General features: G+C 40.3%; 29 protein-coding genes. 7 read left to right on the forward strand and 22 right to left on the reverse strand.

The window, feature by feature from the left end:
- Position 1: 1 nt before the first annotated feature.
- A complete protein-coding gene (locus HWX15_RS01845) occupies positions 2-703 on the reverse strand; it encodes an ABC transporter ATP-binding protein (RefSeq protein ID WP_175880103.1) in 702 nt (233 codons plus the stop codon).
- A complete protein-coding gene (locus HWX15_RS01850; RefSeq protein WP_175880104.1) occupies positions 687-1892 on the reverse strand; it encodes an efflux RND transporter periplasmic adaptor subunit in 1206 nt (401 codons plus the stop codon). Before HWX15_RS01850 ends, HWX15_RS01845 begins: the two co-directional genes overlap by 17 nt.
- Positions 1893-2179: 287 nt before the next feature.
- Here HWX15_RS01850 and gor point away from each other — a divergent pair, with 287 nt between their 5' ends.
- Positions 2180-3526, forward strand: a complete 1347-nt coding sequence (gene gor / locus HWX15_RS01855) for a glutathione-disulfide reductase (RefSeq protein ID WP_001209581.1) — start codon at positions 2180-2182, stop codon at positions 3524-3526.
- Positions 3527-3722: 196 nt separating this feature from the next.
- Positions 3723-4259, forward strand: coding sequence for a biotin transporter BioY (locus HWX15_RS01860; protein WP_175880105.1), 537 nt, complete (start codon positions 3723-3725; stop codon positions 4257-4259).
- A gap of 53 nt (positions 4260-4312) precedes the next feature.
- On the opposite strand, the gene HWX15_RS01865 is transcribed toward HWX15_RS01860, so the two are convergent.
- Complete coding sequence (locus HWX15_RS01865) at positions 4313-4528, reverse strand: YdbC family protein (protein ID WP_000807422.1); 216 nt, start codon at positions 4526-4528, stop codon at positions 4313-4315.
- 98 nt (positions 4529-4626) lie between these two features.
- Here HWX15_RS01865 and HWX15_RS01870 point away from each other — a divergent pair, with 98 nt between their 5' ends.
- On the forward strand, positions 4627-4947 hold the full coding sequence (locus tag HWX15_RS01870) for a hypothetical protein (RefSeq protein ID WP_164226937.1): 321 nt from the start codon (positions 4627-4629) through the stop codon (positions 4945-4947).
- Positions 4948-4976: 29 nt separating this feature from the next.
- Here the strand turns inward: HWX15_RS01870 and HWX15_RS01875 are convergent, their stop codons facing one another.
- The 7 genes from HWX15_RS01875 to rpsP form a co-directional block, all read right to left on the reverse strand.
- Positions 4977-5315: an ATP cone domain-containing protein gene (locus tag HWX15_RS01875; RefSeq protein ID WP_001196040.1), complete on the reverse strand. Its 339-nt coding sequence runs from the start codon at positions 5313-5315 to the stop codon at positions 4977-4979.
- A gap of 11 nt (positions 5316-5326) precedes the next feature.
- Entirely contained in the window at positions 5327-6046 is a 720-nt protein-coding gene (gene trmD / locus HWX15_RS01880) for a tRNA (guanosine(37)-N1)-methyltransferase TrmD (RefSeq protein WP_083989291.1), read from the reverse strand.
- The gene (gene rimM, locus HWX15_RS01885; RefSeq protein WP_001105892.1) at positions 6036-6554 is read right to left on the reverse strand and encodes a ribosome maturation factor RimM; all 519 of its coding nucleotides are present in this window, start codon (positions 6552-6554) and stop codon (positions 6036-6038) included. Before rimM ends, trmD begins: the two co-directional genes overlap by 11 nt.
- A 30-nt stretch (positions 6555-6584) precedes the next feature.
- Entirely contained in the window at positions 6585-7373 is a 789-nt protein-coding gene (locus HWX15_RS01890) for an alpha/beta fold hydrolase (protein WP_175880106.1), read from the reverse strand.
- A gap of 103 nt (positions 7374-7476) precedes the next feature.
- Entirely contained in the window at positions 7477-7803 is a 327-nt protein-coding gene (locus HWX15_RS01895) for a MazG nucleotide pyrophosphohydrolase domain-containing protein (protein WP_112443777.1), read from the reverse strand.
- Between the two features lie 44 nt (positions 7804-7847).
- The gene (kphA, locus tag HWX15_RS01900) at positions 7848-8087 is read right to left on the reverse strand and encodes an RNA-binding protein KphA (protein ID WP_000379617.1); all 240 of its coding nucleotides are present in this window, start codon (positions 8085-8087) and stop codon (positions 7848-7850) included.
- Positions 8088-8106: 19 nt separating this feature from the next.
- A complete protein-coding gene (rpsP, locus tag HWX15_RS01905; RefSeq protein ID WP_000268760.1) occupies positions 8107-8379 on the reverse strand; it encodes a 30S ribosomal protein S16 in 273 nt (90 codons plus the stop codon).
- A 177-nt stretch (positions 8380-8556) separates the two neighbouring features.
- On the opposite strand from rpsP, the gene HWX15_RS10135 reads away from it, so the two are divergent.
- The 4 genes from HWX15_RS10135 (at position 8557) to HWX15_RS01920 (ending at position 10983) form a co-directional block, all read left to right on the forward strand.
- Positions 8557-8688 (forward strand): hypothetical protein, encoded by a 132-nt coding sequence (locus HWX15_RS10135; protein ID WP_267240441.1) that lies wholly within the window; start codon positions 8557-8559, stop codon positions 8686-8688.
- A 380-nt stretch (positions 8689-9068) separates the two neighbouring features.
- Positions 9069-9647 carry a hypothetical protein gene (locus HWX15_RS01910; RefSeq protein ID WP_175880107.1) on the forward strand — a complete coding sequence of 193 codons (579 nt, stop codon included), beginning with the start codon at positions 9069-9071 and terminating at the stop codon, positions 9645-9647.
- Between the two features lie 2 nt (positions 9648-9649).
- The gene (locus tag HWX15_RS01915; protein WP_173275085.1) at positions 9650-9874 is read left to right on the forward strand and encodes a helix-turn-helix transcriptional regulator; all 225 of its coding nucleotides are present in this window, start codon (positions 9650-9652) and stop codon (positions 9872-9874) included.
- A 305-nt stretch (positions 9875-10179) separates the two neighbouring features.
- Positions 10180-10983 carry a peptidylprolyl isomerase gene (locus HWX15_RS01920; RefSeq protein WP_175880108.1) on the forward strand — a complete coding sequence of 268 codons (804 nt, stop codon included), beginning with the start codon at positions 10180-10182 and terminating at the stop codon, positions 10981-10983.
- Between the two features lie 56 nt (positions 10984-11039).
- Here the strand turns inward: HWX15_RS01920 and HWX15_RS01925 are convergent, their stop codons facing one another.
- The 12 genes from HWX15_RS01925 to HWX15_RS01980 all read right to left on the reverse strand — a co-directional run bounded on the left by HWX15_RS01925 (position 11040) and on the right by HWX15_RS01980 (position 24955).
- Positions 11040-12581, reverse strand: a complete 1542-nt coding sequence (locus HWX15_RS01925; protein WP_023935815.1) for an ABC-F family ATP-binding cassette domain-containing protein — start codon at positions 12579-12581, stop codon at positions 11040-11042.
- A gap of 115 nt (positions 12582-12696) precedes the next feature.
- Positions 12697-13170 carry a VanZ family protein gene (locus HWX15_RS01930; RefSeq protein WP_175880109.1) on the reverse strand — a complete coding sequence of 158 codons (474 nt, stop codon included), beginning with the start codon at positions 13168-13170 and terminating at the stop codon, positions 12697-12699.
- Positions 13170-14255, reverse strand: a complete 1086-nt coding sequence (gene rlmN / locus HWX15_RS01935) for a dual-specificity RNA methyltransferase RlmN (RefSeq protein WP_000804760.1) — start codon at positions 14253-14255, stop codon at positions 13170-13172. The genes HWX15_RS01930 and rlmN overlap by 1 nt, the downstream gene beginning before the upstream one ends.
- A gap of 19 nt (positions 14256-14274) precedes the next feature.
- Positions 14275-14805: a YutD family protein gene (locus HWX15_RS01940; RefSeq protein WP_175880110.1), complete on the reverse strand. Its 531-nt coding sequence runs from the start codon at positions 14803-14805 to the stop codon at positions 14275-14277.
- A gap of 174 nt (positions 14806-14979) precedes the next feature.
- Positions 14980-15585, reverse strand: a complete 606-nt coding sequence (gene sodA, locus HWX15_RS01945) for a superoxide dismutase SodA (protein ID WP_000974733.1) — start codon at positions 15583-15585, stop codon at positions 14980-14982.
- Between the two features lie 103 nt (positions 15586-15688).
- Positions 15689-15925, reverse strand: coding sequence for a hypothetical protein (locus tag HWX15_RS09840; protein WP_254867327.1), 237 nt, complete (start codon positions 15923-15925; stop codon positions 15689-15691).
- 79 nt (positions 15926-16004) lie between these two features.
- Entirely contained in the window at positions 16005-17042 is a 1038-nt protein-coding gene (holA, locus tag HWX15_RS01955) for a DNA polymerase III subunit delta (RefSeq protein WP_175880111.1), read from the reverse strand.
- 33 nt (positions 17043-17075) lie between these two features.
- Complete coding sequence (locus tag HWX15_RS01960) at positions 17076-18011, reverse strand: dihydroorotate oxidase (RefSeq protein ID WP_175880112.1); 936 nt, start codon at positions 18009-18011, stop codon at positions 17076-17078.
- Between the two features lie 450 nt (positions 18012-18461).
- Positions 18462-19652: a methionine adenosyltransferase gene (gene metK, locus HWX15_RS01965; protein ID WP_175880113.1), complete on the reverse strand. Its 1191-nt coding sequence runs from the start codon at positions 19650-19652 to the stop codon at positions 18462-18464.
- A 495-nt stretch (positions 19653-20147) separates the two neighbouring features.
- Entirely contained in the window at positions 20148-21491 is a 1344-nt protein-coding gene (locus HWX15_RS01970) for a DEAD/DEAH box helicase (RefSeq protein ID WP_175880114.1), read from the reverse strand.
- Positions 21492-21907: 416 nt separating this feature from the next.
- Complete coding sequence (locus HWX15_RS01975) at positions 21908-22723, reverse strand: endonuclease/exonuclease/phosphatase family protein (RefSeq protein WP_175880115.1); 816 nt, start codon at positions 22721-22723, stop codon at positions 21908-21910.
- A 51-nt stretch (positions 22724-22774) separates the two neighbouring features.
- Positions 22775-24955 carry a PTS transporter subunit IIBC gene (locus HWX15_RS01980; RefSeq protein ID WP_000974057.1) on the reverse strand — a complete coding sequence of 727 codons (2181 nt, stop codon included), beginning with the start codon at positions 24953-24955 and terminating at the stop codon, positions 22775-22777.
- Between the last annotated feature and the right edge of the window lie 130 nt (positions 24956-25085).

The following is a 25085-nucleotide window of genomic DNA, read 5'->3' on the forward strand; positions in this document are numbered from 1 at the left end:
CTTAGTTTTCCTCCTTTTCTAACTGAGCACTATCAGATGAAATAACTCCATCTCGAATGACAATCTGGCGTTTGGCATAAGCAGCGATCTCAGGCTCATGCGTTACCATGATAATGGTTTTTCCTTCTTTGTTCAAGTCAACCAATAGTTGCATGATTTGGTTACCTGTTTTGGTATCCAAGGCTCCTGTCGGTTCGTCCGCTAGAATAATAGAAGGATTGTTTACCAAGGCACGCGCAATAGCCACACGTTGCTTTTGACCACCAGATAATTCCGAAGGCAAATGGTGACTACGCTCAGTTAATTCAACCTTTTCTAGATATTCCTCAGCCAACTTACGACGTTTTGAAGACGAAACTCCCGCGTAAATCAAGGGCAATTCTACATTTTGCAAGGCATTGAGTTTGGATAGAAGAAAGAACTGCTGAAAGACAAAACCGATTTGTTGGTTGCGAACCTTGGCTAGTTGTTTTTCACCAAGTCCAGCCACTTCTTGACCTTCAAGATAATACTCTCCACTACTTGGTGTATCCAACATCCCAATCGTATTCATGAGAGTAGACTTACCAGAACCAGATGGTCCCATAATGGCAACAAACTCACCCTCATTCACTTCTAGGTTGATATTTTTAAGAACCTGCAGTTCTTGGTCACCGTTACGGTAGCTTCTGCAGATATTTTTTAGACTAATTAGTTGCTTCATCAGCCTTCACCTCTTTTCCTTCCTCTAGAGAAGACGTTGGGTTACTGATGACCTTGACTCCATTTGTCAGACCTGAAGTGATTTCTTGGTTGTCTGCATCAGCATTACCCAAACCAACTTCCACTTTCTTGGCCTTTTTCTGCTCGTCAAGCACCCAGACATAGTTCTTATCATTTTCAGTCACAACACTTGTTAGAGGAACCAAAATGGCTTTACTCTTATTTTTGACCTCAACACTTACTGAGAATCCTTGTTTCAAATCACCGATTTCACTTGTAACATCAATAGTGTATGGATATTTAGAACCAGAATTACCAGAAGCTGCGGCAGCTGGACTAGCTGCTTCACCATTGTTTTTAGGATAGTCAGAAATATAGCTTAATTTCCCAGTCCATTTTTTATCAGGATACACTTTAGAAGTAAAGCTTACTTCTTGACCTACAGATAGGTTGGCGAGGTTATATTCAGATAGTTCTCCCTTAACTTGCAAGTTTTCATTACTTACGACATGAACGACTACTTGGCTAGCTCCTGTTGGAGATTTAGAAACATTGTGGTTGACTTCGACCACAGTTCCCTCTAGGGTACTGAGAACCGTCATTGCATCTAACTGACTTTGAGCCTTACTTAATTGTGCTGCTGCATCTGCACGAGCATCACGGGCATCACCCAACTGAGCGTCAATAGAAGCAACAGAATTTCCAGCCACTGGAGTTGGGCTTTGCACCGTTGCATCTTCTCCTCCTGCTGGCGCAGAGACTTGAGGAGCCGGAGCTGAAGCGGCTTCATTTCGTGCTTGATTGAGTTCATTGATATGACGATCTGCCTTAGCTACTGCTCGACTAGCTGAATCATAGGCCGCCTGCGCTTCTGAACTACTGTACTTGACTAAAGCCTGCCCTTCGCTGACCTTATCGCCCACAGAAACAAGGATTTCATCTAAATCTCCCTTGCTAGCATCAAAATAAACGTATTGTTCATTTTTTGCCGTTACTGTTCCTGACAATAAAACAGAGGATGCCACGCTTCCTTCCTTGGCAACAACAAGATGAGTAGCCTCATCTTTTACAGCAGTCTGAGATGGTTGTCTAAAGAGCAAAATCCCCCCAGCACCCAATACAACTACACTGGCAGCACCGATTGCTGCATACAATTGCCACTTTTTAGCTTTACCATTCTTTTTCTTCATAATGAAACTCCTTTTCTTTTTTACAATACTTTGCTATTATACCAAATTCCCCTCCAGCAAACAATGCAGTTCAGATGGAAATAATGACAGTTCAGGATTAAACAATCGTTCGGAAATCCTTCTTTTTTTATTGTACTAGTTATATAATACACTATCTTGACTTATTTGGCAAGCTTTTTTGCAATTTTTTGTGCGTAGCAGATTTTTGCAATCAAATCAAAAAAAAGATAGAATATGACTATCAAAAAAGACACTCGACTATTTAAAAGAGTACAAAGGAGTTTTTAATGAGAGAATACGATATCATTGCTATCGGTGGAGGTAGCGGAGGAATCGCTACCATGAACCGTGCTGGTGAACATGGAGCCAAAGCAGCCGTTATTGAGGAAAAGAAATTAGGTGGAACCTGTGTCAACGTCGGTTGTGTTCCTAAAAAAATCATGTGGTACGGGGCGCAAATCGCTGAGACTTTCCATCAATTTGGAGAAGACTACGGCTTTAAGACTACTGATCTTAACTTTGACTTTGCAACCCTACGTCGCAATCGTGAAGCCTACATTGATCGCGCTCGTTCTTCTTATGATGGTAGTTTTAAACGCAACGGTGTAGACTTGATTGAAGGTCATGCTGAATTTGTAGATTCTCATACTGTAAGCGTAAATGGTGAACTGATTCGTGCTAAACATATCGTGATTGCTACAGGTGCCCATCCAAGTATTCCTAATATTCCTGGTGCTGAGCTAGGTGGCTCTTCTGATGATGTATTTGCCTGGGAAGAACTTCCAGAGTCAGTTGCCATTCTAGGCGCTGGTTATATCGCCGTTGAATTAGCTGGCGTACTCCACACTTTTGGTGTCAAGACAGATCTCTTTGTTCGCCGCGATCGTCCTTTACGTGGTTTTGATTCCTACATCGTTGAAGGTTTGGTCAAGGAAATGGAAAGAACAAACTTACCACTTCACACTCACAAAGTCCCTGTCAAGTTAGAAAAAACTACTGACGGCATTACCATTCATTTCGAAGATGGTACTAGTCACACAGCTAGCCAAGTTATCTGGGCTACAGGCCGCCGTCCAAACGTTAAGGGCTTGCAACTTGAAAAAGCTGGAGTGACTCTGAACGAACGTGGCTTTATCCAAGTGGATGAATACCAAAATACTGTTGTTGAGGGACTCTATGCTCTAGGTGATGTAACGGGCGAGAAAGAACTGACTCCAGTTGCAATCAAGGCCGGACGTACCCTATCTGAACGTCTCTTTAACGGAAAAACTACTGCAAAAATGGATTACTCAACTATTCCAACTGTTGTCTTTTCACACCCTGCTATCGGAACTGTTGGTTTGACAGAAGAGCAAGCTATTAAAGAATACGGTCAAGACCAAATCAAGGTTTATAAATCAAGCTTTGCATCTATGTACTCTGCTTGCACTCGCAACCGTCAAGAATCCCGTTTCAAACTCATAACAGCTGGTTCAGAAGAAAAAGTTGTCGGACTTCATGGAATTGGCTACGGCGTTGATGAAATGATTCAGGGATTTGCCGTTGCTATCAAAATGGGAGCAACCAAGGCAGACTTTGATGCAACTGTGGCGATTCACCCAACTGCATCCGAAGAATTTGTAACCATGCGTTAATCGAAACAAAAGAAGCTGATACAAATGTGTCTGCTTCTTTTTTGATGTCTTACAAATCTACAAAAAAATTATCCAACTTAACCAATAAGCAAAATCGGCCGTTACAGTGTTTGTTACCTTGTTTTTAAAAATTGATTGACAATAATTACGCTACGAGTATAATAGTTACTATACATCAGAAAAGAGGTTAACTATTTTGAAAAAAGCTCACATTTATGCTATACCTGCTATTGGGGCTGCTCTCATTGCTGTTTTGGCACAAATCAGTCTTCCAATTGGACCCGTCCCCTTCACTCTGCAAAACTTTGCAATCGGCTTGATTGCTACTGTCTTTAGACCGAGAGAGGCTGTACTTTCTGTTGGACTCTATCTTCTTCTAGGTGCTATCGGTCTTCCTGTTTTTGCAGGAGGTGGAGCTGGTTTTCAGGCTTTAGTTGGTCCCACTGCAGGCTATCTTTGGTTTTATCTTGTATACTCTGGACTTACTTCTTCCCTAACTAACAGCAAGAGTGGTGTTGTCAAGATTTTTCTTGCCAACCTCTTGGGTGATGCCCTTGTCTTTATCGGAGGGATTCTTAGCTTGCATTTCCTAGCTGGAATGGCATTTGAAAAAGCTCTTGTTGTGGGGGTATTTCCCTTTATCATCCCAGATCTTGGTAAAATTATTGCTATTAGTATTATTAGCCGTCCACTACTTCAACGCCTTAAAAATCAGGCTTACTTTGCTAACTAAAAAAGGATATCGAGTTGCCATGACTCAATATCCTTTTCTTTCATTTTAAAAACTTAGTTTCCTTTAAAAGCATCCACCATCGTTTGAAATTCTTCATTGGAGAGAGTAATCCCTTTGCCCATTTTAGTATGATCTGGACTCCAAGCACGAATATCAAACTTTGCAGGGGCACCATTAAAGCTCACACGGTTGATTTCCTTGGTCCAACCTTTTTCGTTTTCAGAAAGAGTCAACAAGTGCTCTTCGATTTCAAATGTAAATTCTGCCATTTTCTTCTCCTTTTTTAGCTTTCATCTGATTATTCGTAAAATCTTGTAGATTTTAGGAAAATTTTATATAATATTGATATAAAAGAAGGGAGGCCAATATGAGACATAAATTCCAGCAAGTTCTAGGTAAAATACATGACTTTTTAAATGGACATGAAGAACCAGACCAGACTGAAAGCAACTCCCTTACAGCCACTATTGAAGAGGCTATCCAGAAACAAACCGCTGTTCACCTTATCTTGTCTGAGACAAGCTTTACAGGTAACATCATCAAATACGATCAGCAAGGACAGCAAATTATCGTGAAAAATTTTGCCAAAAATGTGACCCGTATTATCCGCATAAGCGATATTCAACGCCTGCGATTTGTCCCTTCAACTGTCCAAACAGCCCAAAAAAATAGATTTAAGAAAGAGTGAGATGTAGTTGCTTCATCCCACTCTTTTTCTTAGCGAATTTGTTCAAAATGTAAATGAACAGCGATATGGTCTCCATAACCACTTCTTTCCAAGTCACGTTGTAGACGATAGGAAATGTAGTGTTCTGCAATGGTAATGTAACCTGCACCCAATAAACGATGTTCAACCATAGATTGAATCATACTGATAGTCGCACGTTCCACCTTGGCCTCTTCCAAATCCAAAACCACTTTCTTAGTGACTTGTGCAAGGTTTTGACGCAAATCATCTGTCAATACATAGACAGTCTGGGCTGCCTTTAAGATAGCTTGGTAAATCTTATCTGGATTAAATTCAGCAATTTCTCCATCACGTTTGATTACTTGCATAGGTTTCTCCTTTATTCTTTGTTTTCTTTAATTTCTGCCAGCATTTTTTCTTCTTCTGCTGTCAGTTGATAATCTTCAAGCAAATCCGGTCTGCGCTCGTAGGTTTTCTTTAAACTCTCATACAGGCGCCACTGACGAATCTTTTCATGGTGCCCGCTCATCAGAACATCTGGGACAACCATGCCTCGATAATCATAGGGACGTGTGTACTGAGGGTATTCAAGAAGGCCTGAAGAAAAACTATCATCTTGGTGGCTAGACTCCTTGCCAATCACTTCTGGAATCAGGCGTACCGTAGCATCAATCATGGTCATAGCCGCCAATTCCCCACCAGTCAAGACATAGTCGCCCAGGGAGATCTCATCTGTCACCAAGGTCTTAATGCGCTCATCATAACCCTCGTAGTGCCCACAGATAAAGATTAGCTCTTCCTCTTGAGCTAAATCCTCAGCATAGGCCTGATCGAACTGTTTCCCTGCAGGATCGAGAAGGATGACGCGAGGATTTTTCTTTTCAATAGCATCAAAGGCATCGAAAATAGGTTGGACTCGGAGCAGCATCCCCTGACCGCCTCCGTAGGGCTCATCGTCGACATGGCGGGCCTTTTCAGCATTTTCTCGAAAATTATGATACTGGATATCCAAGAGCCCTTTTTCACGAGCCTTTCCAACAATTGAGTGCTCTAGCGGAGAAAACATCTCTGGAAAAAGGGTTAAAATATCAATCTTCATCGTCTAACCCTTCTAAGATTTCCACATCGACGCGGTTATTTGGAATATCAACATTGAGAACCACTGGTGGGATATAAGGCAATAATAAATCACGCTTGCCTTTTCGCTTGACCACCCAGACATCGTTGGCACCTGGTTGCAGGATTTCCTTGATGGTTCCAATCAAGTTATCACCCTCATAGACTTCCAAACCGATAATCTCGTGATAGTAGAATTCACCATCGTCTAGGTCATTCAAATCTTCCTCAGCAACCTTGAGACTGTATCCCTTGTACTTTTCGATAGCGTTTATATGGTACATATCTTTGAATTTAATAATGTCAAAGTTCTTCTGTTTACGGTGGCTAGCGATAGTCACTGTTTGGACAAACTGATCTTTTTCATCAAACAAAGCCAGCTCAGCCCCTTTTTTAAACCGTTCTTCTGCAAAATCCGTCACAGACAAGACTCGCATCTCACCCTGCAACCCCTGCGTATTGACGATTTTCCCAACATTAAAGTAGTTCATCTTGTCTCCTGTACTCTATTTCTATCCATCTTATTCTGACAATTCTCGAATAATAGTCGCAATTTTTTCGGATTCTGACCATTGTAAATAATGGTGATTCCCTCCTAAAATGAGTTTAGTATTGGAAGTCCAATATTCTGATTCTCTGTACTCTTTTTCTCTGTAAGGCTGACAAAAAACAAATACAGGGATACAATCTGGTATTGATACATCCTCAAAATCTTCCTCAGTAATCTCTCCAGATATCTGAAATCCTGGATTTTGCTTTTCTAACTCTAAGCCTTTTTCTTGCATTATTTCCCAGATTTCTTTATTCGTTTCAGGACTAAATGTTGCTTGAGTTAAGTTCTTAAAATAAAGTTCAGGATCACACTCGTCAATCAGCCTCATCTGCTCTTCCATTTCTGGATAAGGATTTTCTGAAAAATCAGCAAACATGATTTTTTTAGTTGTCGGTTCAATTGCTAGTAAAGCCTGACACTTAATTGATTTGTTGAGTAATTTGCAAGCTAAAATTCCACTCAAACTATGTACACAAAGTATATATTCAAAAATCGCCAATTCTTCAAGCACTTCATAAACTGCATCTGCAAGATTATCTAGATTTTTTCCAGTTTGGTCATGAATCGGACTCCTACCTGTGTTCGGAAAATCAATTGTCAAATAACCAATTGTAGGAGGAAGTTTTTCAAGTATAAGTGAAAAATTTTCATAACTTGGTAGCAAACCTGCGCCACTTAAACAAACTAGCATTTTCTTTTGCTTTTGATAAGTAACAGAGAGACTACCAATCTCTGTAGATACTTCAAACCTCTTCATAAAGAAATCCACTCATTCTATATAATGAATTATTAAAAATCCTTATCCTTTATTTTATCATGTTCCAAGGATTTTCTCAAGTTGGAGGAAGGGGACAACATCTCTACTTTCCATTCAAAAATCCTTCCAAATCACGTTCATGCTGATATTTGATAGACGCCTTTTTGTCTTTTTCAAAAATAGTCTTGGTTAGATCTATGTCGTTGATGGCCGCAATTGCGACAGTGTAGTGAATAATATCAGCCAGTTCTTTTGCTAGTTCCTCGTTCGAATCTTGAACTCCTTCTTTTCTACCAGAACGACCATTCAAAACCTCAGCTACTTCTCCGACTTCCTCCACTAACTTCATAAAGAGACCTTCCTCAGTTCGAGACTGCTGGTAATGTTCCAGTAGGTAGTCTTGTAATTGTCTAAACGTTAAATCTTTCATATCCTGCTCCTTGCAAAAAAAGCGAGACATTCGTCCCGCCCTTCTTATTTTTCGTCAATAACGATTCTTACTTTTTTGTCTTCAGTTGGGACAGAGTAGACAATCGTTCTTATCGCAGAAATAGTGCGACCCTTACGACCGATTACACGACCCACATCACTTTGATCAAGATCCAAATGATATTCCAAAAATTCTGGTGTATCTTCTATCTTGATAGTTAAGGCATCTGGTTGTGAAATCAAGGGTTTCACAATCGCAATAATAAGATTTTCAATCGTATCCATCTGTCAACCTACTTTAAACTTATTTTGAGAATTTAGAATCGTGGAATTTCTTCAATACACCTTCTTTTGAAAGGATGTTGCGAACTGTATCTGAAGGTTGAGCTCCATCAGCCAACCATGCAAGAACGCGGTCTTCTTTCAAAGTTACTTGGTTTTCAGCAACAAGTGGGTTGTAAGTTCCAACTGTTTCGATGAAACGTCCGTCACGTGGTGAACGTGAATCTGCTACGTTGATACGGTAGAAAGGTTTTTTCTTAGAACCCATACGAGTCAAACGGATTTTAACTGCCATTTTTAAAGTCTCTTTTCTTATTTTTTATTTCGGTGAAATAGCTGAGCTATTTAGCACATGTTCTATTATAGCAGATTTCTGACAGGTGTCAAGAAAAAAACTTGACAGACTATAAAATTTTTAAACCATTTATAAATTTGTTAGAAGTAGGAAATAAATGTTTGAAAGAGGCTATCAGTGAATACTATTTTAGAAAAATGTGATAAAGACCACCAAGTTAAGCCCTTCATCTCACCTGAACATGATTTGAATGCTTGGCTCCTAAATCCCAAGCGAAATATCAAGGATTTTAAGAAAGATATCTACTAATTTTAGTTTATAAAATATGAATCAATAGATTCTAAATAGGGGAATAATTTAGTTCTATAAAAATTAACTTCTACACCTACAACGCCTATTCTGACAGACTTTGTAACAGTCTAAGAAAAAAAGTAGATATTCATACAGTATCTAGATTTTTCAAAAATTCTTTATCATCAAATATTATTAACGAAACTATCCAAACCAAATCCGATGCATTGCTTCAAAGAATTCTTTAGTTGTTTGACTATCATGGGCTTTTATTAAAAAATTTTTTCAAATAATTGCCACCTTGGCACATAAATTCTTGCTTTCCGAATTTAAATGTGATATATTTATAACATAAAATTTAAGTGTTATATATTTATAACACAAAAAAGGAGTCTATCATGAAAAAAAGTCAAAAAATGCATGGCCTCATTGCAATGATTGCCGTAGCTCTCTTTATTGATTTTATTGTTGTATTTGGTTCTAATCTTAGTTGGGGACCCAAGTTAGTTATTACTGGTATTTCAGTGTCAGGTCAAATTGTAGCTATATCGAGCTGGCTACATAAGAGTCAGAAAGGTAAGAGAAAAATTATTTTTGACTTGTCTGCTAAGCTTTACACGATACTTGTGTTTGCAGCAAGCATTTTTTATACAGTAGGAATTTGGGTTGCGACCCCAAGCGAAAGTTCTGGTATTAAAGAATGGATTTTGGGAATTGGCCTCGTTATTGAAGTGATTCTATTTGGTTTTTTCTCTTTAAAAAATGTCAAGGAAACTCCGGACGAACGCTTTTATGCTAATTTAGCCAAGGCAGCTAGCTTGATGTTTGTTTTTATACTAGGCGCACTGATAATCCTAGCAGTTATCATTGGGTATATGGGGTCTCTCACTCTTTACATGGGCCAGATCTTTATTAGCATAGCTGCCTTGATTTTCATCTTTGCGGTTGTCTATTTTATCTTGGAACGTAGAGGATAAGCATGGCCAAAGAAAGCAAGATTATTACTAATCTCAAATCTGTTCGTGAGTCCACAGGCATGACCCAGCAGGAGTTAGCCGACCTCATCGGCATTCGACGCGAGACAATTCTTCACTTGGAAAATAACCGTTACAATCCTTCGCTGGAAATGGCTCTTAAAATTGCTCAAGTTTTTAATCTGAAAGTAGAAGAGCTCTTTGAACTCAGACAGAAAGAGGAAGCATAATTCTTTTCGAGACCTAGTATTAAGTCCATTGATTCATTAGGAATTGAAGCCAAAAGAAAAAATCCTTTTAAAATGTGCTCTTTTAAAATATAGTAATTCTTTCAAATTAACCTTTACTAATTGTGATGCTTTACGAGCTTTCTTAAGATCTGGTTCCCTAAATACTTTGAGTATACTTATGGTATTGATGCCCCTAAGCAAGCGACTTTCTGGTTGGCTTCCTCTTAAACTGTCTTGTCACTAACATTTGAAATCCACTTCCTTTTAGGGTACAATGGTAGAAATGAATTTTTGAGAGGATCAGAATGAAAAAACTAGCAACCCTTCTTTTACTATCCACTGTAGCCCTAGCTGGGTGTAGCAGCATCCAACGCAGTCTGCGTGGTGATGACTATGTAGATTCTAGCTTGGCCTCTGAGGAAAGCTCCAAAGCAGCAGCCCAATCTGCCAAGGAGTTAAACGATGCTTTAACAAACGAGAATGCCAATTTCCCGCAACTTTCTAAGGAAGTTGCTGAGGATGAAGCCGAAGTGATTCTCCACACAAGCCAAGGTGATATCCGCATTAAGCTCTTCCCTAAACTGGCTCCTCTAGCGGTTGAAAACTTCCTCACTCATGCCAAAGAAGGCTACTATAACGGTATTACCTTCCACCGTGTCATCGATGGCTTTATGGTCCAAACTGGAGATCCCAAAGGAGACGGTACAGGTGGTCAGTCCATCTGGCATGACAAGGATAAGACTAAAGATAAGGGAACTGGTTTCAAAAACGAGATTACTCCTTATCTCTATAACATCCGTGGTGCTCTTTCTATGGCTAATACTGGTCAACCAAACACCAATGGCAGCCAGTTCTTCATCAACCAAAATTCTACAGATACCTCTGCTAAACTCCCTACAAGCAAGTATCCAAAGAAAATCATCGAAGCCTACAAAGAAGGTGGAAACCCTAGTCTAGATGGCAAACACCCAGTCTTTGGTCAAGTAATTGACGGTATGGATGTTGTAGATAAAATTGCTAAAGCCGAAAAAGATGAAAAAGACAAGCCAACTACTGCTATCACAATCGATAGCATCGAAGTAGTAAAAGACTACGATTTTAAATCTTAAAAAAAACAAAAAATACAGTATCCACATTTGGTACTGTATTTCTTTTACTCTCATTCTTAAGTTAAATTATTAAAATCCCATATTTGATCCATCCAACCTTCATAGAAGTCTGGCTCGTGGCAGACCATAAGAATCGATCCCTTGTATTCTTTGAGAGCACGTTTGAGTTCATCCTTGGCATCCACATCCAAGTGGTTGGTCGGCTCGTCCAGCACTAAAACATTGTTTTCACGATTCATCAAGAGACAGAAACGAACCTTGGCTTGTTCCCCACCTGACAAGACCTGAATTTGGCTTTCGATATGCTTAGTTGTCAAACCACAACGGGCAAGGGCTGCACGGACTTCTGCTTGGTTGAGAGCTGGAAAGGCATTCCAGACAGCTTCAAGAGGAGTTTGGCGATTGCCACCTTCTACTTCCTGTTCAAAATAACCGAGTTCTAGGTAGTCACCGCGTTCCACTTCCCCAGCGATTGGCGGGATAATCCCTAAAAGGCTCTTCAAAAGAGTTGTTTTCCCGATACCATTTGCCCCGATAATAGCAACCTTTTGATTGCGTTCAAAGGTAAGATTTAAAGGCTTGGTCAGAGGACGTTCATAACCAATTTGCAAATCCTTGGCTTGGAAAATAAAGCGTCCTGGCGTACGAGCTGGTTTGAAATCAAAGGACGGCTTTGGTTTCTCACTTTGCAACTCGATAATATCCATCTTATCCAATTTCTTCTGACGAGACATGGCCATGTTTCGTGTTGCAACACGCGCTTTATTACGTGCGACAAAGTCTTTGAGATCTGCAATCTCTTTCTGCTGACGTTCGTAGGCAGCCTCTAGCTGAGATTTCTTCATCGCATAGACTTCTTGGAACTGATAGTAGTCACCAGAATAACGCGTCAGCTGTTGATTTTCCACATGATAGACGATATTGATAACGTCATTTAGGAACGGAATATCGTGTGAAATGAGAACAAAGGCATTCTCATAGTTTTGGAGATAGCGCTTGAGCCAGTCAATATGCTCAGCATCCAAGTAGTTGGTCGGCTCGTCCAAAAGCAAGATATCAGGCTTTTCAAGGAGAAGTTTAGCCAAAAGCACCTTGGTTCTTTGTCCACCTGACAAAGAGGTTACATCCGTATCCATGCCAAAGTCCATAACACCAAGGGCACGCGCTACTTCGTCAATCTTAGCATCCAAGGTGTAGAAATCACGACTCTCCAGACGATCTTGGAGTTCTCCCACTTCTTCCATGAGAGCATCAACATCCGCACCGTCTTCAGCCATTTCCATATAGAGGTCATTGATACGAGCTTCTGCTTTAAACAGCTCATCAAAGGCCGTACGGAGAACATCGCGCACCGACTGCCCTTCAGCAAGGACGGAGTGCTGATCCAAGTAACCAGCAGTCACATATTTGGACCACTCAACCTTCCCTTCATCTGGCAGCATTTTACCAGTCACGATACTCATAAAGGTTGATTTTCCTTCACCATTGGCACCGACCAGGCCGATATGTTCTCCTTTGAGAAGACGGAAGGACACATCTTCAAAAATTGCACGGTCACCAAAACCGTGACTCAGATTTTTAACTTCTAAAATACTCATTTTAATTCCTTATCTTGTTTTTATACTCTTCGAAAATCTCTTCAAACCACGTCAGCTTCACCTTGCCGTACTCAAGTACAGCCTGCGGCTAGCTTCCTAGTTTGCTCTTTGATTTTCATTGAGTATTATGTAATTGTTTATAGAGGAGCCAAGCCAGATAGCCACCCAAGGTATTGGTCCACAAATCATCAATTTCAAAGACGCGATTAAAATCAAAGAAAAAGTCCAAGACTAACTGCGTACACTCGATTCCAAGACTTAAGAGAAAACTGAAAAGAAGAACTCTTTTTGTTTTCCTTAAGTTTGGAAAGAGATAGATAAGTTGAAAGACCAGAGGAAAAAGCAAGAAGACATTGAGGATATTTTGTAAAAAAATCCAACATAATTGTCCAATGTCACTTACTTCACCCAGTTTCCAAAAAGAATTGAAAGGAGTCAAAAGAAAAACCAGGCGTCCAAGATGCTGAATACCTGGAGTTTCCACTCCCACGGGAGATTGTTCTTGAGGAGTAAAGCAAAAATAGACGATACAAATGCTATAGAAAATGACCCCCCAGACCAAAATATGATTATAAGTCTTCTTCATCATTAAGGATTGACTGCTGCGACTGCTTTCTGGCGGTCACGTTTCATTGTATTGGAACGCAATTGTCCACAAGCTGCATCAATATCTGTTCCGTGCTCTTGACGAACCACACAGTTAACCCCTTTTTTCTTAAGCGTATCATAGAAAGCCAACACGCGCTCTTTAGGACTACGGCTATATTGGTCATGCTCACTAACTGGGTTATAAGGAATCAAGTTTACATAAGACAATTTCTTGATATTCTTGAGCAATTCAGCCAATTCCAAGGCTTGTTCTACACCATCATTAACTTCATTGAGCATGATATATTCAAAGGTCACACGACGGTTGGTTGTCTCAATGTAATACTCAATGGCTGCGAAAAGCTTTTCAATCGGAAAGGCACGGTTAATCTTCATGATACTTGAGCGCAGTTCATTATTAGGTGCGTGAAGGGAAACGGCAAGATTGACCTGAACTCCTTCATTAGCAAAATCACGAATTTTATGGGCCAAACCTGAGGTTGAAACCGTAATGTGACGAGCACCGATGGCCATTCCCTTGTCATCATTGATAGTACGAACGAAATTTAAGACATTGTTGTAGTTATCAAATGGTTCACCAATTCCCATGACAACGATATGGCTGACACGTTCGTCCTGACCACGCTCATCAAAGTATTTCTGAACCAGCATGATTTGCGCTACGATTTCACCGTTATTGAGGTCACGTTGTTTCTTAATCAAACCAGAAGCACAGAAGGTACAACCGATATTACAGCCGACCTGAGTGGTCACACAGACTGACAAACCATAGTGCTGTCTCATCAATACTGTCTCAATCAGCATGCCATCAGGCAATTCAAAAAGATATTTAACGGTACCATCAGCAGACTCTTGAACGATACGTTGTTTCAAGGGATTGACCACAAACTGGTCATTGAGCTTAGCAATCAAATCCTTGGAAAGGTTGGTCATTTCTTCAAATGACTGGACACGTTTACGGTAAAGCCATTCCCAGATTTGGTCTGCACGGAATTTCTTTTCTCCCTGCTCCAAAACCCATTCCTGCATGGTTTGACGTGTTAAACTATAAATTGACGGTTTCATTTCTTCTCCTTATTTCTACTCACTTCTGACGAATGACAAAATGACGTTGTCCCTTGTCCTCTTTCTGAGAATGCTGGTCTTTCTGACGACGTCTATTTTTCTTCTCTGTATTCGATTTTCGTTTTGTTTGAGTCGGTTTCTTTCCTTTTCTAGAAGGCGTTTCTTCTTCCTTCTTACGCATTTTCTTGTCAAATGATGCGCGCTTAGGGGCTTCATTTTCTAAGACAAAATAAGCACAACCATAACTACAATACTCTAAAAGGTAGTCTTGTAAACGACTGATTTTTTCAAGTTTTTCTTCTGTTCGGTCATCCTTGTAAAAACCTCGTAGGCGAAGCTGTTCATTACTCCAGTCCCCCACGATATAATCAAACTTGGTTAAGACTTCTGAAAAACGCTGATTAAAAGTCGTCACATCAAAGGCTTCCTTGATATTTTCCACCAAGGAAAAAGCTATCCCTTCCGTTTCGACCTTGTCCCCGTGTAAATGAAACTCAGGACCAGGAAACTTGTTATAGTTGTATAATTCAGGTGCAATTTCTTTTCGCATAGATATCCTTTTTTCACGATTACTTAATACTTTATTCTACCATAATTTCTAGCAGTTAGCACGTTTCTCATAAAAATGAAAAAAGTCTGACGATTTTGTCAGACTCGAATCATATGACCTAAAAAAATCATATAACCTAAAAAAGAGAAGAACCATTCTTCCCTCCAACTATCATTATTTAGCGGCTGCGTACAATTCATCTACTTTGTTCCAGTTGATTACTGAGAAGAAAGCTTTGATGTAGTCAGGACGCACGTTGCGGTATTTCACGTAGTAAGCATGTTCCCAAACGTCCAGGCCCAAGATTGGTTTTTTACCTTCTGAGATTGGTGTGTCTTGGTTTGCTGTTGAAGTCACTTCAAGTTTACCTTCTTTATTGACAACCAACCATGCCCATCCTGAACCGAAACGAGTTGTTGCTGCTGCAGTGAAGGCTGCTTGGAATTCTTCAAATGAACCAAATGTTGCATCGATTGCTGCTGCAAGTTCTGCTGATGGAGCTGTTTTCTCAGGAGTCATCAATTCCCAGAAAAGAGCGTGGTTCAAGTGTCCACCACCGTTGTTGATAAGTGCTTGACGGATATCAGCTGGAATAGATTCTACATCAGCAAGCAAGGCTTCAAGATCTTCACCGATTTCAGGGTGTTTTTCAAGAGCTGCATTAGCATTGTTGACATAAGTTTGATGGTGTTTGTCATGGTGCAAGTGCATTGTTTCCGCATCGATGTATGGTTCCAAAGCGTCGTATGCATATGGAAGATCTGGTAAGATAATAGCCATCTGTAATACCTCTTTTTCTTTCTATATGAAAATGATAACGCAAACATTCACTTTTTTCAAGTTTTTTGCTTATAGATGAAGAAATCACTGAAATACTTTCTAACTAATACTCTTCGAAAATCTCTTCAAACCGCGTCAACGTCTCCTTGCCGTAGATATGGTTACTGACTTCGTCAGTTTCATCCGCAACCTCAAAACGGTGTTTTGAGCTGACTTCGTCAGTTCTATCCACAACCTCAAAAACATGTTTTGAGCTGACTTCGTCAGTCTTATCTACAACCTCAAAGCAGTACTTTGAGCAACCTGCGGCTAGTTTCCTAGTTTGCTCTTTGATTTTCATTGAGTATAAAACAAGCAAATCAGCAAGAAACCCACGACAAGATAATCCTGACGCGGGTTAAAAAGTTTTTCAAAAAATATCAATTTACCTGACTAGCAATCTGTAGGAGTGCTTTTTCAAAAAGGAAACCTTTTTCATAAAGACCTGTCTTAATCTGATAGTCTGTCTCAATCAAATAAGAAATAGCTTGCTTCAAAAATCTCAAGGAAAGTCCTCGCGCATCTCTCAGCGCAAACTTGATTTGATAGGGATTGGGATTGCGTCCGAGAAAACTGCCTAAACTACTTGCTATCTGCGATTCTGTTTGCCCAGACTCTGACAAAATTTTCACCTGAGTAAAAGTCCGAAATTGTCCTAGCATGACTGCAATCAACTTGATTTCATCTTCCCCTTGCAAGGTCAAGTCTCTCACCAAATCACGCGCCTGGTCCATCTTTTTAGTCAGAATAAACTGAGTTAAATCAAAAATATTGTCCTGCAAGGTCTTAGGAATTGCCTCGACAATGTCCTTTTCCTCAATCACCCCATCTGATTTATAGGACTGTAAAAAGAGGAGATTTTTCTGAATTTCACTAAATTGAAAACCCGACTTGACGAGAAGATTTTCAAAAGAATGATTAGCAAACTGCAGACCTTGTTTCTGACTCCACTTTTGGAAATACTGGCGCAATTCTTGTTCTTTGGCTTCTACTGCATCAAAAACCTTAGCATCACGCTTCAGTAATTTAACCAACCGTCTTTTGCTATCCAGTTTTCCTTCTGCAAAGATTAACAACTTGGTTGTTGGTGAAGGATTATCAAGGTATTCCTCAAACGACTTGAGTTCATCATCTGTTAAAAAGCGTTTCTTGGCTGTTGTGATATCGACAAAATGATCCAATATCACGATTTTCTCATCCGCAAAGAAAGGAAGGCTGACTAACTCCAGTTCCACATCCTTGTAAACTACTTCTTTCATATCAAAGTAGGCAAAGTTGAGGTCAGCAGAATCATAGCCAATCTGTTTCAACACTTGACTCTTCATAACTTCAAACTGACCCTGGTCTGTCCCTGTAAATAGGCTCAGGCTAGGTAAATTTGATAAAGTCAACTTCTGGCTTTCTTCAATAGCTAGCATCTTCTCTCCTTTCTTCTGATTTTTCGATTTAATTTAGTCAATATAGCGCAATTTCCCACGAAAATCTTCTAGGCTTTCGTACCCTTTTTCCGCCATGATTGCCTTCAGTTCATTGGTAATACGTTCGAAAGCACCGACGCCTTCTTTGTGAAGGGTGGTTCCCACCTGTACCATACTGGCACCACAGAGGATGTGTTCAAAGGCATCACGACCAGTCAACACGCCACCTGTTCCGATGATTTGGATTTGAGGATTTAAGCGTTGGTAGAAAGCATGAACATTGGCTAGAGCAGTCGGTTTGATATACTCCCCACCAATCCCCCCAAAACCATTTTTAGGACGGATAACGACGGACTCATCTTCTATATATAGGCCATTTCCGATAGAGTTGACGCAGTTGACAAACTTAAGAGGATACTTGTTAAAAATAGCTGCCGCTTGGTCAAAGTGAACAATATCAAAATATGGTGGCAATTTAATTCCAAGAGGTTTGATGAAGTAGGCAAACACCTCTGCCAAAATCCGATCTGTTGTCTCAAAATCATAGGCAATCTGAGGTTTACCTGGAACATTTGGACAGGAGAGGTTTAGCTCAGTCAGACCACGAAAATCACTCTCTTGGACTTTTTTCAAAATAGTATGGGTTTCCTCTGGAGACATGCCAACTAGAGATAAGAAGAAAGTCCGGTTTGGCTCTTTTTCCTGCAAGTCCAAAAGGTAGTCCAGATAGTAGTCTAAGCCCTTATTTGGCAAACCCATAGAGTTGATAGAACCAAGTGGAACATCCTGATAACGTGGTTCAGGGTTTCCCTGACGAAAGTCCAAGGTCGCTGTCTTTGTGACAAAGGTTCCTGCAACTGAGTTTTTAACCCCTTCTAACTCCTCTATCGTCATACAAGCCACACCTGCTGCATTCATCAAGCAATTGTCAAACTCAAAACCAGCAATTTGTGATTTTGTTGATACCATGATTCTGATCCTCCAGATTCCTTTTATTGCTAATATTATACCACAGTTTTAATTCTAGGTTTACTAGATTCTATGGTTCTATCTATTTATTCGGAAAAGAAAGTCTAGTGCAGAAGTCATGCTATGGAAACAGCTAGTGTATTGGAAGTTTGAACAAGGCTTGGGTAACAGACTTTTGAATGAAGTCCAAGCAACAAGGAAAAATCTCAACCATGAGTCCATTCCATGACTCTGTTGCTCTAGAAAACCTTGCAATAGTCAAGTGATAACGAATAAAACTTTGGATTGAAATATCCCCATGATTATCTATTACGAGGAGAAATCTCAACCTTTGTCATTTTTAAAGAAATACATGTAAATCTCTACTTTCGCAAAATGGATTTTCAGAACAGTATCCCAGCATAGTTAAAAACTATAAAAAAGAGGGAGTTCCCTCTTTCTTCAATTCATTTATTTGACTGCTTCTTTTAAAGCATCTACCTTGTCCAAACGTTCCCATGGAAGATCAATATCTGTACGTCCCATGTGTCCATAAGCTGCTGTTTGACGGTAGATTGGACGTTTAAGATCCAACATTTGGATAATTCCTGCAGGGCGAAGGTCAAAGATTTGACGGGCTGCTTTTTCAAGCTTGCTTTCAGCTACTGTTCCTGTACCAAAGGTATCGATACGAACAGAGACAGGCTGGGCAACACCGATAGCGTAGGCCAACTGCACTTCTGCCTTCTTAGCAAGGCCTGCTGCAACAATATTCTTGGCAATATAACGAGCTGCATATGACGCAGAACGGTCCACCTTAGTCGCATCCTTACCAGAGAAGGCACCACCACCGTGACGAGAGTAGCCACCATAGGTATCCACGATAATCTTACGACCAGTCAAGCCTGAGTCTCCTTGAGGTCCACCGATTACAAAGCGACCAGTTGGATTGATGAAGAATTTTGTTTGCTCATCCAAGTACGAGGCTGGAATAACCTCTTTGATAACCTTGTTAATGACATCATTGTGAATTTGTTCGTTGCTGACTTCTGGATCGTGCTGAGTTGAAATAACGACTGTGTCCACACGTACTGGACGGTCATTTTCATCATACTCAACTGTAACTTGTGATTTAGCATCTGGGCGAAGATAGCTGATTTCCCCAGATTTACGAAGATCTGCTAAACGACGAACTAACTTGTGGCTGAGTGAAATTGGCAATGGCATGAGCTCTTCTGTTTCATCCACAGCAAATCCAAACATGAGCCCTTGGTCTCCAGCACCAATCAAGTCCAGCGGATCTTGATCTGCATTTCCACGGACCTCCAAGGCTTCGTTAACACCTTGGGCAATGTCTGGTGACTGCTCAACAAGTGACGGATGGACTCCCACCGTCTCAGCAGAAAAACCATACTCTGTATTGGTGTAGCCAATTTCTGCAATGGTATCACGAACCACACGGTTAATATCCACATAGGCATTTGTAGAAATTTCACCAAAAACGTGGACAGATCCAGTATAGACAGCTGTCTCAGCAGCAACGTGAGCTTCTGGATCCTCTGCTAAAATAGCATCCAAAATCGCATCTGAAATTTGGTCTGCAATCTTATCCGGATGCCCTTCAGATACAGATTCAGACGTGAATAATTTACGTTCTGACATAAAAATGTCCCCCCTTAAAAATAGTGTTATAGAGTTACAAAGTACTGGTAGGTATTTCCATTATCTAAGAGTTACGACGCGAAAGAAATAAAAACGATACTTTTTTATTTCTGAAGCTAGTAAGGTGCATAGGGTGACCGCATTATAGCGGCAACCGTAGAATGACGCACGACTTTGGAGCTGTCAGTCTTTGCGAGTTACGACGCGAAAGAAATAAAAACAATACTTTTTTATTTCTGAAACTAGTAAGGCGCATAGGGTGACTGCCTTATAGCGGCAACCGTAGAATGACGAGCGACTACTTTGTAGCTATCAGTCTTTGCGAGTTACGACGCGTAAGAAAAAATAGAAATACCTACCATCTTATCGGGACTATATAACTTTATCATTATACCATTTTTAAACACAATTTGCAGTCTTTAATGTGGTATTTCGGTTTAGATAGTTCGTTCTCATAAAGCAAAAAGTTGGAGCTCAGTACTCCAACGATTACTATTAAAATGTTTGGCGTTTAGCTTTACGCTCGGCACGACCGCGAGCACGATTTTCGGCACGCTTGGTCTTACGGCGCTTTTCATCAACCGCCCATTGAATTTTCTTCTTATAACCCGGTTTGACTTTTTTCTTTTTCTTTTTAACCAGACCAATCATTTCAATATCAAGCTTATCTTGTTTTTTCTCACGGTTTGCACGACGATCACGGTCATAGGTATCTTGAAATTCCCCGTCTTTTACCATCTTCGGAGTAAATTTAATTCCTAATTTCTCCAACTCACGGATATCCGAATCATCGCTTGGTTGGTAAAGGGTAATGGCTGTACCTGGTAGGCCATTTCGTCCAGTTCGACCAACTCGGTGCACAAAGAAAGACAAGTCTTGCGGAATGGCATCATTGATGACATGGCTGACACCTTCAATGTCAATTCCACGCGCTGCCAAGTCTGTTGCGACAATATACTCAAAATCCAGATTTTTCACCTGATTCATAATACGCTTGCGCTCACGAGGGGCAATATCTCCATGGATTTTTGCTACCTTCAATCCTTGAGCAGTCAGATATGAATGCAATTCATCAGCACGTGTCTTAGTGTTAACAAAAATCATTGCCAAATAAGGCTGCATCAACTGAGTCAACTGATAAATTTGAGCATTCTTGTCACGTCCCTTAGTAGAAATCAACCAATTATCAATGGTATCAGAAATGACCGTTTTGGTCTTGATTTTCTCCATGACAGGATTTGACAAATATTTTTTCAAGAATGGTTGCAACTTTTGTGGAATAGTCGCTGAGAAGACCATGAATTGCAGGTCTTTTGGAAGGCTGCTAGCAATCTTATCAACAGTTTCTAAGAATCCCATATCCAAGGTCATATCTGCCTCATCAACCACAAAGGTCTTGGCTTTATGAATAGCTAAATCACCAGATTTAACCAAGTCGTAGATACGGCCTGGTGTTCCAATAACAATATGAGGCTGATTGCTTGCCAATTTTTCAATCTGGCGAGCCTTATCAGTACCACCCACATAATTAACCACACGAACTTCCACTTCTGAGTGGGCAGCAATCTGACGGGCTGCTTGGTAAATTTGAGTAGCTAATTCACGGCTCGGTGCAGTAATCACTGCTTGTACACTATCGCTAGCTTCATCTAATTGCTGGAAAATCGGTAACAAGAAAGTATGAGTCTTACCTGAACCTGTTTTTGATTCTCCAACCAAATCTCGGCCTGCCAAGACAATGGGAATCAACTTATCTTGCACCTCTGTTGGAGTTATAAATTTCAGCTCCTGCAAGGCTTCTCTAATATAGTTTTTAAATTGAAATTTCGTAAATGACATACTATCCTCGATTCTATCTATCTTACCAATTATACCATATTTTATTCCATTTCAGTAGCCTCACTCATTTATACTCAATGAAAATCAAAGAGCAAACTAGGAAGCTAGCCGCAGGCTGTACTTGAGTACGGCAAGGTGAAGCTGACGTGGTTTGAATTTGATTTTCGAAGAGTATTAGGCTATTTCCAGTAGCTTTTCTAATCAGAAAAAGGCTGGAATTTCATTATTCCAACCTCTTTTCATACTCAATGAAAATCAAAGAGCAAACTAGGAAACTAGCCGCAGGCTGTACTTGAGTACGGCAAGGCGACGTTGACGTGGTTTGAAGAGATTTTCGAAGAGTATTAGGCTATTTCCAGTAGCTTTTCTAATCAGAAAAAGGCTGGAACTTGTGAATCCCAACCTCTTTTCAGTTATTATTTCCAGTTTAAAATAGCATTCAAGCCATAGTGATCACTGACTTGCGGACTATTGTTACCATCAAATACAACATGTAAATTTTCTACCTCTAACTCTTTGGTAGTAAAAACATAGTCGATTCGAAGGGGTTCAGTGTTCCCTTTCCAGCCATCAATTTCTGGTGGAACGGTATAGCTACCGCTTTTCTCTTGAGCAACTTCAAAAGCGTCTTGTAAGCCTAATGGACTAGCTAAAATAGCTTGGTAGCCTTCCTGTCCAGCCGGATTGTTAAAATCTCCAGCGAGTAAAAGTGGCTTGTTCAATTCTTTCAAGACAGCCTCAAATCGTGCCCATTCTTCTTGGAAACCTTTATCCCACCAAGAGAGATGAACACTGGCAACTGCTAGCTCCTTACCATCGACTACAGTCTCAGCTAGGGCAACACGACGAGTATGATAGTCTGTTGGATCATCCACATCTGAAACCAAAATTTCTCTGGCTTCAATCGGTGTTTTAGACAAGATAGCCACACCTTCGTGGTAGCGATCATAACCGATATGGTTATAAGCCCAGGTCCAGTAGTAATTTTTCCCTTGCTCAGACAACTTTTCAACCAAGAGTCTAACATAGTGATCTTGGTGAATAGACTCAGCTGCTGGCAAAGCTTGATAAAGATCATTAACCTCCACCTCTGGAGATGTGATCTCCTGATTGATTTCTTGGAAACAAATCAAATCATAGTCCTTTTCAAGAATATCCTCAAGCAAAATCTGGAATTTTTCCTCAGCTTCTTTTTCCATCCAACTGTGAGTATTGAGTGTTAAAAATTTCATGCTTTTCTCCCAAAATAAGAGGTTGGAATACAGCTTCCAACCTCAAGTATATTACAATTCTACTTTAGCAACTGCTGTTTTAGCTGCAAGAGAACCTGTTTTTTCTAATTTAACTGATTTAATTGCATCACCATTTGTGAAGACAACTACTGTTGAAGTTTCACGTCCTGCTGCACGGATAGCGTCCAAGTCAGCTGTGACAAGGAGATCACCTGCTGCAACTTTTTGTCCTTCAGCAACATGAACTGTAAATGGTTTACCTTCAAGACTTACTGTATCCAAACCAATGTGAACCAATACTTCAAGACCTGCTTCAGTCACAATACCAAGAGCATGTTTTGTTGGGAAGATGCTTGATACAGTACCTGAAACTGGAGATACAATGTTTCCATTTGCAGGTTCTACTGCAAATCCATCACCCATCATTTTTTGAGCAAATACTGGATCTTTTACTTGTTCCAAAGCAACAACTTGACCGTCTGCTACTGAGTAAACTTCCTCAGTAAGACCTTTGAAGTGAACAGTGTTTTGTTGTGCTTCAGTCATTTGGCTTGGAAGAGTTTCAGGAATGATTTCACCTGAATCAAGAATATCTTGGATATCAGATTTCAATACGTCAGCTTTTGGACCGTAGATAGCTTGAACCCCTTGTCCTTTCATGACAAGACCCATAGCCCCTTCTGCTTTCCATTGCTCTGCATTTCCTACTTTATCTGCATCTTTAACAGTTACACGAAGACGAGTCATACATGCGTCAACATCAACGATGTTTGCACGTCCACCAAGAAGGTTAATAATGTTTACAGCTTGAGAACCAGCTGCAACTTTCACTTCGCTGCTAGATTCTTCTGAACCTTCAGCAGTTTCGTAGTTTCCGTTACGCCCTGGAGTTGCGTAGTTGAATTTTTGAATCATGAAGTTTGCGATAAAGTACATGATTACAGCAAAGAGAACAGTTACCCAAACGAAGTTAATGATATCCATACCGATACCAGCACTGATTGCAATAGGTGTACGAGTCAAGAACTCGATTGAACCGAATGAGTGCATACGTAGGTTTACAACGTCAGCCATAGCGAAGGCAGCACCTTGAACAAGTGAGTAAACAAGATACATAGGTGTTGCAACGAACATGAACATGTATTCGATTGGTTCAGTAACCCCTGTCAAGAATGTTGCAAGAGCTGTCGCAATCATCATACCTTTGTATTTGTGTTTCTTGTCAGCATCAACATTACGGTAGATAGCCACAACCACACCCATCAAGATACCGAATGAACCAATCATTTGTCCAACTTTGAAACGAGCTGGGTGAACAGTATCTAACAAGTGTTGGTATTGACTAGCATCAGTACCTTTAAGGTTTACAAGGTCTGTTACCCATGCAAGCCAAAGTGGATCTTGACCAAATACTTGGCTACCTTTTGCTGCACCAGTTAAGACCTCATAAGTACCACCAAGAGCTGTGTAGTTCATTGGGATAGTCAACATGTGGTGAAGACCAAATGGCAAGAGCAAACGTTCCAATGTACCATACAAGAATGGTGCAAGGATTGGAGCAGTTTCTTGTGAGTTGGCAATCCAGATACCAAAGCTATTGATACCAGTTTGCACAAGTGGCCAGAAAGCAGCAAGTACAATTGCAGCAATTATTGAACGAAGAATAACTACAAATGGTACAAAACGTTTTCCGTTAAAGAATGAAAGTGCATCAGGAAGCTTACGGAAGTTATAGTATTTATTGTAAGCAGTTGCTCCAATAAAACCAGAAATAATCCCTACGAATACACCCATGTTAAGTGCTGGGGCTTCCATTACACTAATGAAGTAATCAGCAACTTTGATTGATCCACCAAAGAGAGTTGTTACCATAGCTTCTGGATTCTTCAACATGTCTCCTGATACGCCAAAGATTGTACCAGTGATACGGTTAATCAAGATGAAGGCAAGACCAGCGGCGAAAGCACCACCAGCACGTTCCTTAGCCCAGCTTCCTCCAATAGCGAGGGCGAACAAGATATGAAGGTTAACGATAACCCCCCAACCGATTTGCTCTAGGACACCACCAGTAATAACGAGTGGAGCAAAGTTAGGGTTAATCATCACGATAGACTTACCGATTGAAATCATCAAACCAGCAGCCGGCATAACCGCGATAACCACCATCAAAGCCTTACCGAATTTTTGCCAAAATTCGAAAGACAAGACATTTTTGAATGTATCTTTCATCATTCAAATCTCCTTTATTTTTATTTAGGCAAACGTTTTACGAAAACGTTTGCACCTTTTATGATTTAATTATACCACTTTAATTTTTTTTGTAAAGGCTTTTATTCAAAAAAATCCTCTTTTTTCAAAAATT

The organism is Streptococcus thalassemiae, from assembly GCF_903645285.1.
Classification (GTDB): domain Bacteria; phylum Bacillota; class Bacilli; order Lactobacillales; family Streptococcaceae; genus Streptococcus; species Streptococcus thalassemiae.

Excerpts from the sequence above, each read along its gene's own strand:
- HWX15_RS01845 (WP_175880103.1), bottom strand. The coding sequence starts at position 703 with ATGAAGCAACTAATTAGTCTAAAAAATATCTGCAGAAGCTACCGTAAC.
- HWX15_RS01850 (WP_175880104.1), bottom strand. The coding sequence starts at position 1,892 with ATGAAGAAAAAGAATGGTAAAGCTAAAAAGTGGCAATTGTATGCAGCA.
- gor (WP_001209581.1), top strand. The coding sequence starts at position 2,180 with ATGAGAGAATACGATATCATTGCTATCGGTGGAGGTAGCGGAGGAATC.
- HWX15_RS01865 (WP_000807422.1), bottom strand. The coding sequence starts at position 4,528 with ATGGCAGAATTTACATTTGAAATCGAAGAGCACTTGTTGACTCTTTCT.
- HWX15_RS01870 (WP_164226937.1), top strand. The coding sequence starts at position 4,627 with ATGAGACATAAATTCCAGCAAGTTCTAGGTAAAATACATGACTTTTTA.
- HWX15_RS01875 (WP_001196040.1), bottom strand. The coding sequence starts at position 5,315 with ATGCAAGTAATCAAACGTGATGGAGAAATTGCTGAATTTAATCCAGAT.
- trmD (WP_083989291.1), bottom strand. The coding sequence starts at position 6,046 with ATGAAGATTGATATTTTAACCCTTTTTCCAGAGATGTTTTCTCCGCTA.
- rimM (WP_001105892.1), bottom strand. The coding sequence starts at position 6,554 with ATGAACTACTTTAATGTTGGGAAAATCGTCAATACGCAGGGGTTGCAG.
- HWX15_RS01890 (WP_175880106.1), bottom strand. The coding sequence starts at position 7,373 with ATGAAGAGGTTTGAAGTATCTACAGAGATTGGTAGTCTCTCTGTTACT.
- HWX15_RS01895 (WP_112443777.1), bottom strand. The coding sequence starts at position 7,803 with ATGAAAGATTTAACGTTTAGACAATTACAAGACTACCTACTGGAACAT.
- kphA (WP_000379617.1), bottom strand. The coding sequence starts at position 8,087 with ATGGATACGATTGAAAATCTTATTATTGCGATTGTGAAACCCTTGATT.
- rpsP (WP_000268760.1), bottom strand. The coding sequence starts at position 8,379 with ATGGCAGTTAAAATCCGTTTGACTCGTATGGGTTCTAAGAAAAAACCT.
- HWX15_RS01910 (WP_175880107.1), top strand. The coding sequence starts at position 9,069 with ATGAAAAAAAGTCAAAAAATGCATGGCCTCATTGCAATGATTGCCGTA.
- HWX15_RS01915 (WP_173275085.1), top strand. The coding sequence starts at position 9,650 with ATGGCCAAAGAAAGCAAGATTATTACTAATCTCAAATCTGTTCGTGAG.
- HWX15_RS01920 (WP_175880108.1), top strand. The coding sequence starts at position 10,180 with ATGAAAAAACTAGCAACCCTTCTTTTACTATCCACTGTAGCCCTAGCT.
- HWX15_RS01925 (WP_023935815.1), bottom strand. The coding sequence starts at position 12,581 with ATGAGTATTTTAGAAGTTAAAAATCTGAGTCACGGTTTTGGTGACCGT.
- HWX15_RS01930 (WP_175880109.1), bottom strand. The coding sequence starts at position 13,170 with ATGATGAAGAAGACTTATAATCATATTTTGGTCTGGGGGGTCATTTTC.
- rlmN (WP_000804760.1), bottom strand. The coding sequence starts at position 14,255 with ATGAAACCGTCAATTTATAGTTTAACACGTCAAACCATGCAGGAATGG.
- HWX15_RS01940 (WP_175880110.1), bottom strand. The coding sequence starts at position 14,805 with ATGCGAAAAGAAATTGCACCTGAATTATACAACTATAACAAGTTTCCT.
- sodA (WP_000974733.1), bottom strand. The coding sequence starts at position 15,585 with ATGGCTATTATCTTACCAGATCTTCCATATGCATACGACGCTTTGGAA.
- HWX15_RS09840 (WP_254867327.1), bottom strand. The coding sequence starts at position 15,925 with ATGAAAATCAAAGAGCAAACTAGGAAACTAGCCGCAGGTTGCTCAAAG.
- holA (WP_175880111.1), bottom strand. The coding sequence starts at position 17,042 with ATGCTAGCTATTGAAGAAAGCCAGAAGTTGACTTTATCAAATTTACCT.
- HWX15_RS01960 (WP_175880112.1), bottom strand. The coding sequence starts at position 18,011 with ATGGTATCAACAAAATCACAAATTGCTGGTTTTGAGTTTGACAATTGC.
- metK (WP_175880113.1), bottom strand. The coding sequence starts at position 19,652 with ATGTCAGAACGTAAATTATTCACGTCTGAATCTGTATCTGAAGGGCAT.
- HWX15_RS01970 (WP_175880114.1), bottom strand. The coding sequence starts at position 21,491 with ATGTCATTTACGAAATTTCAATTTAAAAACTATATTAGAGAAGCCTTG.
- HWX15_RS01975 (WP_175880115.1), bottom strand. The coding sequence starts at position 22,723 with ATGAAATTTTTAACACTCAATACTCACAGTTGGATGGAAAAAGAAGCT.
- HWX15_RS01980 (WP_000974057.1), bottom strand. The coding sequence starts at position 24,955 with ATGATGAAAGATACATTCAAAAATGTCTTGTCTTTCGAATTTTGGCAA.